The organism is Alistipes senegalensis JC50 (genome assembly GCF_025145645.1).
Lineage (GTDB): Bacteria > Bacteroidota > Bacteroidia > Bacteroidales > Rikenellaceae > Alistipes > Alistipes senegalensis.
Window position 1 is genome coordinate 325,534 of record NZ_CP102252.1, and the last position, 14,512, is coordinate 340,045.

Genomic DNA, 14,512 nt, shown 5'->3' on the forward strand with positions numbered 1-14,512 from the left:
GGATTCGAAGTGGAGGCCGCCTACTCGGGCCGGATCAAGGATTTCCACTGGACACTGGGCGGATACGCCTCCTATGCGCACAATGAGATCCGCTACAACGACGAACAGCCTTTCGCCTACGACTACCGCAGCGCCGTCGGCTATCCCATCAACAGCCAGTACGGATTCCAGGCCAACGGACTCTACACCAGCGAACAGGACCGCTACAACAGCCCCAAGACGACCTTCGGAACATCCTATGCCGGCGACATCAAGTACCGCGACCTGAACGGCGACGGCGTAGTAGACAATCAGGACCAGCACCGGATCGGATACAGCAATCTCGGAGAGATCAACTACGCCTTCTTTGCGAATGCGCAGTACAAAGGCTTCGACTTCCAGATCATCTTCTCGGGAGCCGGCAACCGCGACGCCTATCTTTCGGGCGTAGCGATCCAGGCTTTCACGAACATCTCCGGTTCGGGCAGCGAAATGGCCGGCAATGTCCGCCGGTACCACTGGGACAACCGCTACATTCCCGAAGACCCTGCGACCTGGACCACGGCGAAATATCCCCGCCTGTCGCTGACCGACCGCGACCACAACTACAAGCAGACTTCGAGTTTCTGGGTTGACGACGCCTCGTTCCTGCGTCTGAAAAATCTGGTGATCGGCTATACCCTTCCCCTGCGCATTTCGAAGAAGCTGCGCATGTCCAAACTGCGCATCTATTACAGCGGATACAACCTCTTCACCTGGTCCGACATGCGGACCATCGACCCCGAGGATGCAGGCTCCGGAAACGGCTACCCCATCCAGAAATCGTCGAGCATCGGTATAAACATTCACTTCTAAGACCATGAAAAAACTCATCATAACCGCCATAGCATCGCTTACGACACTCTGGTCCTGCGATCTGAATTACGTTCCGCTGGAACAGATGTCGGCCGAAGAGGCTTTCAAGGACAGTCTGCGTCTGGAAATGTTCGTCAACGACCTGTACGTCTATCTCAACACCGGTGTCCAGTTCAACCGCGTCGGCGGCGCCCTGCTCGACTGTGCCACGGACCTGGCCGTATACAGCCCGCTCGGGACCAGTTCGGGCATCAACTCCTACACCCGTGCCACGATGAACGCCGCATCGGGCGGCAACCCCGACTCCCGCTGGGCAGAGACCTACACCGGCATCCGCAAAGCCAACGTCATCCTGCGCAACATCGACCTCACCGTGGGCCTGTCCCAAAGCAAAAAGAACCAGTATCTGGGAGAAACGCTGCTCAATAAAGCGCTGATGCACTATGAGCTCGTCAAGCGTTACGGCGGCATCCCGATCATGGACGACATTCTCGACCTGTCGGGCGACATCAACATCCCCCGTTCGAAGTTCGGCGATTGCGTGGAATACATCGTCCGCCTGTGCGACGAGGCCGCACCGCTGCTGCCGACGAAATATCCGGACAACGACTACGGACGCCTCACCCGCGGAGCCGCCTACGGACTGAAAGCGAAAATCCTGCTCATGGCCGCCAGCCCGCTCTTCAACGCAAACCCGATCGAGGGATCGAACGAGATACACCGCTACGCCTCACCGGACCTGGAGCGCTGGAAACGGGCCGCCGATGCCGCACGTCAGGTCATCGAGCTGAAAAATCCCGACGGCACGAAGGCCCACGAACTCTTCCCGTCGTATCAACGGCTGTTCTTCACCAATTTCGGGAACACCGAGTCGATCATCGTCAAATGCCGCAACCTCACCAACGACGTGGAGGCCGCCAACGGACCTTCGGGTTACCAGAGCTGCCGGGCCTGCACCAGCGTCACGGCGGAACTGATCGACATGTACGAGCTCAAAAGCGGCCGGCTGCCTTCCGAAGACCCGGATTACGATCCCCAAAAGCCTTATGAAAACCGCGACGACCGGTTTTACGCCAGCGTACTCTACTCCGGTGTACCGCTCTGGGGCCGCGAGGTGGAACTCTACACCGGAGGCAAGGACTATCCCGCAACCATCGGACAACGCGGCTGCGAAACCGGATTCAGCCTCTACAAGCACATCGACCCCCTGGCCAGCGTCGTACCGGCCAAATACACCCTCCACAATCACCAGATACTGCGCTACGCCGAAGTATTGCTGATCTACGCCGAGGCCATGAACGAATACCTGGGGACGGGCGACGACGACATGTGCACGGACGAGATGATCTACGACTGCGTCAACGAAGTGCGCCAGCGTGCGGGACTGCCGCCGGTAAGCGGTCTGACCATAGGCCAGATGCGTGAACTGATCCACCGGGAACGCACTGTAGAGCTGGCTTTCGAGGAGGTGCGCCTCTACGACCTGAAGCGCTGGCGCGAGGCGGAAACCGTGCTGAACCGTCCGGTCCACGGAATCAAAGTGACCCAGGAGGGCGGAACCATCGTCTACGGCGAGAAGTTCGCCGTAGAAGAACGCTCCTTCCCTATGCGGATGTACTACTACCCCATTCCCCAGTCCGAACTGGACAAGAACAGCGCGCTGGTGGTAAATCCGGGATGGTAATCCGAAATTCATTGTCAAATCTGTAAATCAGCACCGATGAAAAAATATATATTGATATTCATCTTCGCACTAATCCACGGATTCACCGCAGGATTACAGGCCCAGGGAATTGCCGTTTCCGGCAAGGTCAGCGACAAGAACGGGCAGGAACTGGTCGGAGTGGCGGTCATAGAGACCGGCACCAACCATGCGACGGTAAGTGCCGCGGACGGCAGCTACAAACTCACCGTTTCGGGTAAAAACGCCCGGCTGGAGTTCCGTATGCTGGGCTATATTCCCCAGGAGATCACCGTAGGCAGCAGGACCGCCATCGACATCATCCTCGAAGAGGAAGCCCTCAACATCAACGAGGTGGTCGTAGTGGGATACGGCACCCAGAAACGCGCCACCGTCGTCGGGTCCATCTCGACGGCAGACGCCTCGGCCATCCAGAAAACGGGAACGACGAACCTCACGCAGGCCATCGGCGGCCGCGTCTCGGGCGTCTTCACCCGCAACCCGGGCGGACGTCCGGGCGAGGACAACGCCAATGTCTACATCCGCGGTACGGCCAGTTACAACAGCGGTGCCAACAGCCCGCTCGTACTGGTCGATGGTGTGGAACGCGAATACGCCCAGATCGACCCCGAGGACATCGAGAATTTCTCAGTTCTGAAAGATGCCTCGGCTACGGCCGTATACGGCGTGCGCGGAGCCAACGGCGTCATCCTGATCACCACCAAACGCGGTCTTACGTCGAAACCCGAAGTATCGTTCCGCGCGTCGTTCACCGCGAGCACCCCGACACGGCTGCCCGACAAACTCGGATCGTACGACTACGCACGCCTACGCAACGAAGCGCTGATGAACGTCGGACTCGACCCCGAGTACAGCGCCTACGACCTCGAAATGTTCCGCACGAAAGCCAGTCCTTACACGCATCCCGACAACGACTACATCCACGACATGCTCAAAAACGCAGCCTTCAAGCAGCAGTATTCGCTGGTCGTGCGCGGCGGCTCTTCGTTCATGCGTTATTACGTGTCGGCCGGATATGCCAATGACGACGGTATCTACAAGAACTTCAACAACGGCAAATACGACACAAACGTCTATTTCCGGCGTTACGCCCTGCGTGCGAATCTCGACTTCAACGTAACCAAAACCACCACGGTCGGCGTAGACCTCGCAGGACGCCTCGAAGAACGCCATAACAACGGCGCCGGCGATGAACTGTTCCAGCATCTGGTACGTACCCCGCCCGATTATTTCAACTACGTGAACCCCGACGGATCGATCGGCGGCCACCTGAATCTGACCAACCCCTACATGGCTCTTTCGCGTTGCGGCTACTTCCACTCCAAGACCAACAAGTTCGAGAGCGTGATCCGTCTCAACCAGCAGCTGGAATTCATCACCAAAGGACTTTCCGCACGCGGTATGTTCAGCTACATTTCGTCGATGCGCTCCCGCCGGGACCTCTACGAACGCCCCGCGACCTACTATTACACCAAGGAAGGGACCTACGAACTGGTCCGCGAGGAAGAGCCCATCACCATTCGGACGGGCTCCGGGAACGGCCCCTTCCGCCGGGATTTCGTAGTCGAAGCGGCTCTGAACTACAACCGCACTTTCGGCGACCATGCCGTCACGGCCCTGTTGGCTTTCAACCGCCAGGAGATCCAGAGCGACGCCACGCTGCCGATCGGTTACATCAACTACGTCGGTCGTGTGACCTATGCCTATAAGAACAAGTACCTGGCCGAGTTCAACGCCGGATACAACGGTTCGATGCAGTTCTCGAAGGACAAGCGCTACGGTTTCTTCCCGGCGGTATCCGCCGGCTGGGTTCTCTCTGAAGAGGGATTCTGGGGCAAATCGGCCAAGACGTTCAGCTACATGAAGCTCCGCGCTTCGTTCGGACAGGTCGGCAACGACCGCATCGGGTCCGACAAGTATTACTACCTCCAAACCTATCCCCAGCTGGGATCGAACCGCCCCTCGTTCGGCGAGACGAACAATCCCGAAAACCGCATCTACGAAGGCAAGGAGGGCAACACCGAAGTGGGATGGGAGCGTGCCAACAAATTCAATGTCGGCGTGGACCTCAAATTCTTCGACAACAAGCTGTCGTTCACGGGAGACTATTTCCACGAACGCCGCCACGGCATTCTCGACTACGACGGCACTATTTCGTACATCTACGGCATGATGGCCCCGAACGACGGCAGCAAAGGCTTCCCGCCGGCAAACATCGGCGAGGTCGTCAACCGCGGTTTCGAAATCGACCTGGGATACAACGGTCTCGTCAACAAATTCCGGTATTATATCCGAGGCAACCTCTCCTTCGCCCGCAACAAGGTGGTCGAATGCGGTGAAAGCCCCGTCACCTACCCGTGGCTCTCCAAGGTGGGACGCCCCATCGGCCAGCGCTTCGGACTGATCGCCGACGGTTTCTACAACACCGAGGAGGAGATCGACGCCCTGCCGTCGGGATTCACCGACAGGCCCAAACTGGGAGACATCAAATACCGCGACATCAACGGCGACGGCAAGACCGACAACTACGATGTCGTACCCATCGGACGCACCCAGGTACCCGAAATCATCTATGGATTCACCGTAGGCGGCAACTGGCGCAACCTCGACTTCGAGCTCTTCTTCCAGGGGGCTACCAATTCGGATATCTACGTGAACGGCTACGGCTACTGGGAATTCCAGGGTATCAGCGGCGCCATGCACCACCACCTCGGCCGCTGGACTCCCGAAAACAAGGAGCACGCCACCTATCCGAGCCTTTCGCCCTCCACCTCGGAACAGAATCACCGTTTCTCGACATTCTGGCTGAAAGACGGCTCCTACCTGCGTCTGAAAAACATTCAGATCGGGTACACGCTGCCCCAGCGAATCTCCAAAAAGGTCGGCATGTCGAACCTGCGCTTCTATGTGACGGCGACCAACCTGTTCACGTTCTCCGAATTCAAGGAATACGACCCTGAATCCAACGACGGCGACGGCAGCGCCTACCCGGTCATGAAATATTTCGGCGGCGGCGTCAGCCTCAAGTTCTAACCTTCAAATTGCGAAGCTACATGAAAAAGATCGTTTATATACTGTTGTTGTGCCTGCCTATGCTTTCGTGTCAGGACGCCTCGTCGCTGATGGACAAGGAGGATGTGGGCGACCTGTATGAAAAGGATGTCTTCCGGAGCGGCACCTACGCCCGCTATTTCGTCAACGACATCTACTACAATATCATCAGCACCGGATACGGCGTATCGGGCTGGGTAGGCGCATACATGGACTGCGCCACCGACAACGGCGAGGCCCGCCCGCTCAACTCCGCGGCACACCGCTACAACACCGGCAACTGGAACGCCGCAGACAACCCGCTGGGATTCATCTGGACCAACAGCTATGCCCAGATCCGCGCCTGCAACAAATTCCTGGAAAATTACCATCTGATCGAAGAGGAATCCGGCATCACCACCCGGCTGGACATCGAATATCTGCATGCCCAGGTCATCTTCCTGCGCGCCTATTTTTACTCAGAACTGCTGAGAGCCTTCGGCGGCGTGCCGCTCATCACCAAGGTTCTGTCGATGAACGATCCCGAGATCAATTCGGAGCGGGACTCGTTCGAAACCGTCCTCGATTTCATCGTCAGCGAATGCGAAAACGCTGCCGAACTGCTCAAATCGCTGCGAGGCGAAGACGCCACCCGCTACGGAATGTTCGGAGGTAATTTCGGCCGCGCGAACGAAGGTACCGCTCTGGCGTTGAAAGCCAAAGTGCTGCTGATGGCCGCCAGTCCGCTGTTCAACCGTCCGGCCGACTTTCCGCAATACGACTCTGCCGACCCCAACGTCTCGTTGTGGCGCTATCCCGACTACGATCCCGAGCGCTGGAACACCGCGGCCAAAGCGCTCAAAGACGTTATCGACTTGGGATTCTACGATCTTTACCGGGCCAAAAACGGGACCAAGACCGAATACGAAACACTGTTCTGCGTCCGGGCCCCGATCGAGGAAGCCATCTTCCCATACCTGCGCGGTCCCAGCATCGACATCTATTTCAACAACCTGCCGTTCGACTTCATGCTCGTACGCGGCAAGGGAACTCCGGTATGCTATACGCTGCCCACCCACGATCTGGTCATGGCGTATGAGATGAAAAACGGCATGCTGCCCGAACAGGAGGGCTCCGGCTACCGTCCGCTCAACCCCTTCGCCGACCGCGATCCGCGCCTGAACGCTACGATCTGGCACGACGAATCGGTCTTCTGCAACATCCGCTTCGACACGTGGCATCGGGAGGTCACCTCGGAAAAGAGCGACGGCAAGCATTACATCACCGGATATTCGCGCACGGGTTACTTCCTGCGCAAATACATGGACCCCGACCTGAACCCCTCGGCCTCGACGGCTCCGACTCTGCCGAATTCCTACCACCTGATTCGCTATGCCGACATCCTGCTGATGTACGCCGAGGCGTTGAACGAGTACTATGCCGATCCCGCATCGGCTCCGGAGGACGGCATCCGCTGGGCCATCGACCAAGTCCGCTCGCGCGCCGGCATGCCGGGTGTGGACGAAACGTTCCGGAACCGGGGCTGGGACCTCACCCAGGAGAACGTACGCAAATTCATCCAGAACGAACGCCGCGTGGAGTTCGCCTTCGAAGAGCAGCGTTTCTGGGACATCCGCCGCTGGATGATCGGTACGCAGACCCAGCGGGAAGCGCACGAACTGGACATCACGCTCAAAGACGACGATCTCACGAAGGTTTACAAGTCCCGCAAATTCGAAAACCGCATTTACGAAGACCACATGAACCTGATGCCCATTCCGCAGTCGGAGATAAACAAGAATCCCAACCTCGTACAGAACTGGGGCTGGTCTCCGAAACAAGTCAACTAAAAAACAGTCGTTATGAAATTCATCGTGAAATTACTGGCACTGACTTTTGTGACCATACCGTTCCTGTTTTCCTGCAAGGACGAAGAGATTACCGAACCCGGCGTACAGGTAACCACCCTCGATTTCTCGTCGGTCGGAACCAATACGGCCGTCGGCAGCGGCTACCTCACCAAAGGCAACGCAGAAGCGCTGACGGAACGGGGTATCTGTTGGAGCACCCTCGCCGATCCCACCGTCGCCGACAGCAAGGCCGTCTCGACGGACGATGCAGCGGAGCACAGTTTCTCCGCGCAGCTCACCGGCCTCACGCCCAATACCTGCTACCATGCCCGGGCCTATGTCTCGGACGGCAGCGTCGTACACTATGGCAATCCGATCACTTTCACGACCAAAGACCGGCCCGAAGAGGGATGGTGCCTGATCGAAAGCGTTACCGGAATCACCCCCTCCTCCGCCACCGTCAATATGACCATGGCATCCGACGGCGGCAATGACATCGCCCAAATCGGCGTCTGCTTCTCACAGACGGCAGAACCGACGATCGACGACGAAGTGCTGTTCACCGAGGGCGGCCGCGATTTCTCGGCGGAACTTACCGACCTGAAACAGAACATGCAGTACTACGTCCGCCCCTACATCAAAACTGCGGACGGGCAGATCACCTACGGCGAGCAAGTCGCATTCCGCACCATCAACTTCATCGTCACCAAAGCCCCGTATCCGGGCTATAAGACAGCCTATCTCTTCGGAGAGACGATGAAGAACGAATCGGACCCCTCGATCGAGCGCGGATTCTGCTGGAGCGAAAATGAAAACCCGACCATAGAAACCGACCAGTTCAAGATGATCAGCGGAACCGTGGGTAACTTCAACCTGCTGGCCACGGGCTTCGAAAAGGGCAAGACCTATCATGTCCGAGCCTACGCCAAAAACACCAGCGGCACGCATTACGGCGAACAGATGACCTTCACCACCAAGACAGGCAGCATCCTGCCGGGCCTGACGCTCGAAGACATGGTCCTCGTAGAAAAAGGCTCCTTCCAGATGGGTTATCCCCAATCGGCTACCGTACCCAACCTTTTCAGCGGCAAAACGCTGAACACGGAAACCGTACACTCGGTAACGCTGACCAAGGATTTCTATATCTGCCGTTACCAGGTGACCTGCGAGCAGATATGCGCATTCCTCAACAGCCATCCGATCAACCGGTCTACGAGTCTCGTCTACAACACTTATCTCTTCGGAGCCACCAATACGCGCCCCTTCTCGTTCAAGGCGCCGATGGACGGCGGCACCTCGATATTCGAACCCAACACGAACTGTGCACGCCGCCCTGCGGCCAGCATCACGTGGCTGTGCGCCTACGAATATTGCCGCTGGCTCTCGGCCGAACTCGGCGTAGAGGTGCGCCTGCCGACCGAGGCGGAATGGGAATACGCAGCCCGCGGCGGCAACAAGAGCCAGGGCTATCTGTTCAGCGGCAGCAACACGGCCGGCGAAGTCGGAGTCCGCACCAACAGCAGCACCGGCACTCAGAACGTCGGGTCGTTGAAAGCAAACGAGTTGGGCATCTACGACATGAGCGGGAACACGTTCGAATATTGCGAAGATGTCTATGCCGATTTCTACTACAAGGACGGAGCCGTAGATCCGTGCAATAAAAACACCAACGATCTCACGGGCCAGCCGAGATGTATCCGGGGCGGCAGTTTCAGACATTACAACGCAGATCAGACCAAAGACTATCAGGTAGTGACACGCCGGGGCCGTGCCGGCAACGGCAATACCGACTGCGGCAACCACTCGGGAATGCGTATCGTCATGACAAAACTCCCCGCAACCCTCGATTAACCCGGCTACGATGAAAAGCAATTATCTGAAATTCGGAATCGGAATACTGATGATCCTCCTTTGCGCATGCGAAGGGGGATCATCGGAATCCGATGGCGATCCCGAAGGTCCCGCCCCCGGAACCAAACCATTCCTGAGCATACTGCCTACGACGAAAACGGTAGGCACCGCAGCCGGGGAGTTCAACGTTTCGGTCAGCAGCAACACCTCCTGGACCGTCGAACCGCTTGCCGAATGGATCAGCATACCCGTGCGCGAGGGCGAGAAAAGCAGCTCCGTAAAGATCCGCTATGAATCCAGCACGGTGACTTCCCGTTCGGGCGAAGTGATGTTCAGCGCCGAAGGCGTCGAGCCGGTGAAGCTGCGGGTGACGCAGGGCGACAAGACCTTCACCAATCCGCTCGGCGGAGTCCCCGACCCGTGGATCATCCAACACGACGGCTGGTATTATCTGTGCAAAGCTCATGGAAACGGCATCAATTTATCCCGCTCGAAAAAACTCACCGAACTGACAAGTACGCAACAGGTTTTCGCCGCTCCCAGGGATACGGAAGGAAACAAGCCGTGGAATGTCGCCAACTACTGGGCTCCCGAACTGCACTACATCGACGGCCGCTGGTATATCTACTACACCGCAGGCCGGCCCATCTCGGAATTCGGCGGACATTACTATTCGCAGCGCAGCGGCGTTCTGCGTGCCAAGAGCTCCGACCCGTTCGGTGAATGGGAGGATATGGGCATGCTCTACACGGGCGACCACTACACCGAAGGCATCGTCCCCACGCTGGAAAACACGGAGTATTTCGCCATCGACCTGAATGTCATGGAGATCAACGGGACACTCTATGCCGTCTGGTCGGGCAACCCGGTCGGGTCCACCACGCAGAGCCTCTTCATCGCCGAGATGAAAGATCCCTGCACCATCGGTTCCAACCGAGTGAAGCTCTCCGACCCCGACCAGCCCTGGGAACTGCTGACCTCGACCATCCAAGAGGGCCCCGCCATGATCAAGCATGGCAACAAAGCCTTCATCGTCTACTCCTGCAACGGCTCCTGGACCAAACAATACCGGCTGGCCTACCTGGAACTGGACGATATCCGGAAAGACCCGATGAAGCCCGAGAACTGGAAGAAATCGGCATCCTACGTCTTTTTCCGCAACGACGACATCCGGGCCAAGGACAACACCTATCAGGAAGGCATCAACGGCGAACCGGGTGGAGTCCACGGCGTAGGCCACTGCTCGTTCACCAAATCTCCCGACGGAACCGAAGACTGGATCGTCTATCACACGAAACGATTCCGCGAAGACGGATACGAAACCTATCGTTACACGTTCGTACAACGGTTCGGATGGAATGCCGACGACACGCCGAATTTCGGCACGCCGGTCGGCTGGGAAGAGCCCGTGGTCGTCCCTTCGGGCGAAGAATAAATACGAGACCCTAATAAATTCAACAAAAAAATGAGTGATTTAAGAGGCAAAGTTGCCATTGTAACAGGCGGAGGCGGAGTGCTGGGAGGAAATATCTCGGACAGCCTGGTCAAAGCCGGAGTAAAAGTAGTCATCCTCGACATCCGTCAGGAAAACATCGACAAGCGGGTGGCGGCACTCTCCCCCTACGGAGAAATCGCCGGATTCACCTGCAATGTCCTCGACACCGAAAGTCTGGAAGAAGTGAAGAAACAGATACTCGAACGCTGGGACCACATCGACATTCTGGTCAACGCCGCCGGCGGCAATCTCCCCGGCGCCACGCTGCGCGAAGACCAGACGATCTTCGACATGAAGATCCCGGACCTGAACCGGGTGATCGACCTCAACATGTACGGTTCGGTCTATCTCTGCCTGGTGTTCGGCAAAACGATGGCCGAACAGAAATACGGCGTGATGATCAACGTCTCCTCGATGGCCACCTATTCGGCGATCACGCGCGTACTGGGTTATTCGATGGCCAAAAGTTCGATCAATATATTCACCCAGTGGATGGCTATGGAGATGGCGCTCAAATTCAGCGACAAGATTCGTGTCAACGCCATCGCCCCGGGCTTTTTCATCGGCGACCAGAACCGAGCCGTACTGATCAACCCGGACGGCTCCTACACCGAACGCAGCAAAAAGGTGATGGCACACACACCGATGGGACGTTTCGGCGACATCTCCGAACTGAACGGAATCGTAAAATTCCTCTGTTCGGACGAAGCGAGCTTCATCACAGGCGCCGTCATTCCGGTCGATGGCGGATTCAGCTCTTTCAGTGCAGTATAACCGGAAAAACGAACCGAGATGAAAAAAACGCTGATCCTGATTGCCTTCATGCTCGGACTGTCCGGTCCGAGCATGAAGGCTCAGGTGCGGCTGACCGAAAAGACCTCCGGCAAGGAGGTTTTCCGGCTCTCCGCACCGAACCGGCAAACGGTTATCCGTTACGACGCCAATGACGCAACGGTCGTCGGCAAGACGGCGGAGCTCCTGGCCGCAGACCTCGGTCTCGTCACAGGACGGCAGGGGCTGACGACGACCGGCGACACGCTTCCCCGCAACGCCGACGTGATCATCGCCGGAACGATCGGCCAAAGCGCCCTGATCGACCGACTGATCGCACAGCGCAAAATCGCCGCCGACACGATCGCAGGCTGCTGGGAGCGCTACCTGATTCAAACGGTAGCCAAGCCCTTGCCGGGCGTCTCCGAAGCGCTGGTCATCGCCGGAAGCGACCGCCGGGGAACCGCCTATGGTCTTCTTGCCGTTTCGGACGCTATCGGCGTAAGCCCGTGGTACTGGTGGGCCGACGTTCCCGTCAAGCCGCGCACGTCGCTCTACCTGCACGTTCATCCCGAAGTTTCCAAAACGCCGTCGGTCAGATACCGGGGGCTGTTCATCAACGACGAAGACTGGGGGCTGCTGCCCTGGGCCCGGCATACGTTCGATCCCGAACGGGGCAACATCGGCCCCAAGACCTACGCCAAAGTCTGCGAACTGCTGCTTCGGCTGAAAGCCAATTACCTCTGCCCGGCCATGCACGAAGCCTCCACGGCTTTCAACAAGATTCCCGAAAACAAAATGGTGGCCGATTCGTTCGCCATCGTCATGGGATCGGTGCATTGCGAACCCCTGTTGTTCAACAATGCCAGCGAATGGGACCGCAAGACGATGGGCGAATGGGACTACGTAAAGAATAAGGAGGGCATCAACAGCGTACTGCGCCGGCGTGTCCGGGAAAATGCCGCTTACGAAAACGTCTATACGCTGGCTCTGCGCGGCCTCCACGACCGGGCCATGACCGGCAGCAGCGACATAAAAGAACGCGTCCGCCAGTTGGAAGGCGCCCTGCACGACCAGCGGCAGCTGCTCGTCGATGAGCTGGGCAAACCCGGAGAGGAGATCCCGCAGGCTTTCACCCCGTACAAGGAGGTGCTGGAAGTCTATTCAAACGGTCTCGAACTGCCGGACGACGTGACGATCATTTGGCCGGACGACAACTACGGCTACATGAAACGGTTGAGCGGCGAGCGCGAACGAAAGCGTTCGGGACGTTCCGGTGTCTACTACCACGCCTCCTATCTGGGCAAACCGCACGACTATCTTTGGATTTCTTCAACCTCGCCGGCGCTGATGTACGAAGAGCTCCGCAAAGCCTATGACGCCACAGCCGACCGCATCTGGCTGCTGAATGCCGGCGACATCAAGGCCTGCGAACCGGCCGTAGACCTTTTTTTGGCTATGGCATACGACATCGACCGGTTCGACTACGCGAATGCGGCCGATTATCAGGCCCGGACGCTCAGTCGGATTTTCGGCAGCCAATATTACGACACTTTCCGCGAAATCACCGCGACGTTCTACGACCTGGCCTTTCAGCGCAAACCCGAACTGATGGGATGGGGATACCAATGGGCGACCGACAAACACGGGCGGGAACGAAACACCGACACGGATTTCTCCTGCGCCAATTACAGGGAAGCCAGCCGACGCATAGCCGAATACGATCGTATCGGCAAACTCGCCGAAAAGGTGATGACCAATCTTCCGGAGATTGAAAAGCCCGCTTTTTACCAGTTGTTGTACTATCCCGTCCGAGCCTCGGAACAGCTCAACAAAATGATTCTCGACGGGCAGCGGAACCGTTGGTATGCCCGGCAGGGCCGTGCCGCCGCCAACCCGCTGCGCGATGAGATCCGGGCGCATTACGATTCATTGCAAAACCTTACAGCGGGCTACAACGAACTGCTCGGCGGCAAGTGGAACCGAATCATGACGACACGCCAGGGCTTCGCCTGCTCCTATTACCAGTTGCCGGAGTTGGACAGCGTCACTTTGCAGTCCGGAGCATCGTTGGGCATCTGGGTCGAGTCGGAGGACGTACTTAAAGGCCAGCGCAGTTTCCACGCGCTGCCTGCTTTCAGCGTCTACACCCGCCGCACGGGACGGATCGACGTATTCAACAAAGGCAATAGGCCGCTCGTCTGGACCGCCTCTCCTTCCGACGAATGGATTCGCCTCGACCGCACGTCGGGAACGACCTCCACGCAACAGGAACTGACCGTAGAGATCGACTGGGAAAAGGTTCCCGTCGGAGAACGCATCCTGGGATCGGTCCGCATCGACGCCGGCAGCGAACGGGAGACCGTACTCGTCTCGGTCTTCAACCCCGCCACTCCCGCACCGGCAACGATCAAGGGCCTGTATGTGGAGGACAACGGATGTGTCTCGATCCCGGCCGCCGGCTTCCATCGCAAATTTGAGAACGAGCAGGTGAAAATGACGCTCATCGAAAACCTCGGATACGAAAAGGAAGCCGTCATGATGGGACATCCCCTGAGCAGCGTGCAGCGTACCGGAGGCCGCAATACGCCTCGTCTGGAATACGATTTTTACAGTTTCAGCAGCGGATCGGTAGACGTATACACCTACATGCTGCCCACCTTTCCGCTGAGTGCCGACCGCCCGTTCGCCCATGAAACCTCATCGACGGAGACCAAATACGGCGTGGCGATCGACGAAGGCCCGGTGATGAACCCCACAACCTCCTCGTTCGAATATGCACAGGCTTGGTATGAAAACGTACTGAAAAACTGCGCCGTGAAGAAAACCACGCTGCACATCGACCGCCCCGGCAGGCACACCGTCAAGATCATCTGCGGAGATCCGGGCGTCGTAGTCCAGAAGATCGTCCTCGACTTCGGCGGCATGAAACGCTCCTACGCCGGACCTCCCCCGACCGAAGTCATCCGATAAACAACA

General features: G+C 57.8%; 8 protein-coding genes. All 8 read left to right on the forward strand.

Going from position 1 to position 14,512, the window contains the following annotated elements; translation table 11 throughout:
* Positions 1–9 precede the first annotated feature (9 nt).
* The 8 genes from NQ519_RS01305 to NQ519_RS01340 are packed head-to-tail and all read left to right on the forward strand — an operon-like array spanning position 10 to position 14,506.
* Entirely contained in the window at positions 10–834 is an 825-nt protein-coding gene (locus NQ519_RS01305) for a SusC/RagA family TonB-linked outer membrane protein (protein WP_019149874.1), read from the forward strand.
* 4 nt (positions 835–838) lie between these two features.
* A complete protein-coding gene (locus tag NQ519_RS01310) occupies positions 839–2,518 on the forward strand; it encodes a RagB/SusD family nutrient uptake outer membrane protein (RefSeq protein ID WP_019149873.1) in 1,680 nt (559 codons plus the stop codon).
* A gap of 36 nt (positions 2,519–2,554) precedes the next feature.
* On the forward strand, positions 2,555–5,569 hold the full coding sequence (locus NQ519_RS01315; RefSeq protein WP_019149872.1) for a SusC/RagA family TonB-linked outer membrane protein: 3,015 nt from the start codon (positions 2,555–2,557) through the stop codon (positions 5,567–5,569).
* A gap of 20 nt (positions 5,570–5,589) precedes the next feature.
* Positions 5,590–7,416, forward strand: a complete 1,827-nt coding sequence (locus NQ519_RS01320) for a RagB/SusD family nutrient uptake outer membrane protein (RefSeq protein WP_019149871.1) — start codon at positions 5,590–5,592, stop codon at positions 7,414–7,416.
* Positions 7,417–7,428: 12 nt separating this feature from the next.
* Positions 7,429–9,267, forward strand: coding sequence for a formylglycine-generating enzyme family protein (locus NQ519_RS01325; protein WP_019149870.1), 1,839 nt, complete (start codon positions 7,429–7,431; stop codon positions 9,265–9,267).
* A 10-nt stretch (positions 9,268–9,277) separates the two neighbouring features.
* Entirely contained in the window at positions 9,278–10,702 is a 1,425-nt protein-coding gene (locus tag NQ519_RS01330; RefSeq protein ID WP_019149869.1) for a family 43 glycosylhydrolase, read from the forward strand.
* Positions 10,703–10,732: 30 nt separating this feature from the next.
* The gene (locus tag NQ519_RS01335) at positions 10,733–11,536 is read left to right on the forward strand and encodes an SDR family oxidoreductase (RefSeq protein ID WP_026076349.1); all 804 of its coding nucleotides are present in this window, start codon (positions 10,733–10,735) and stop codon (positions 11,534–11,536) included.
* 18 nt (positions 11,537–11,554) lie between these two features.
* The gene (locus tag NQ519_RS01340; RefSeq protein ID WP_019149867.1) at positions 11,555–14,506 is read left to right on the forward strand and encodes a glycosyl hydrolase 115 family protein; all 2,952 of its coding nucleotides are present in this window, start codon (positions 11,555–11,557) and stop codon (positions 14,504–14,506) included.
* Positions 14,507–14,512 lie beyond the last annotated feature (6 nt).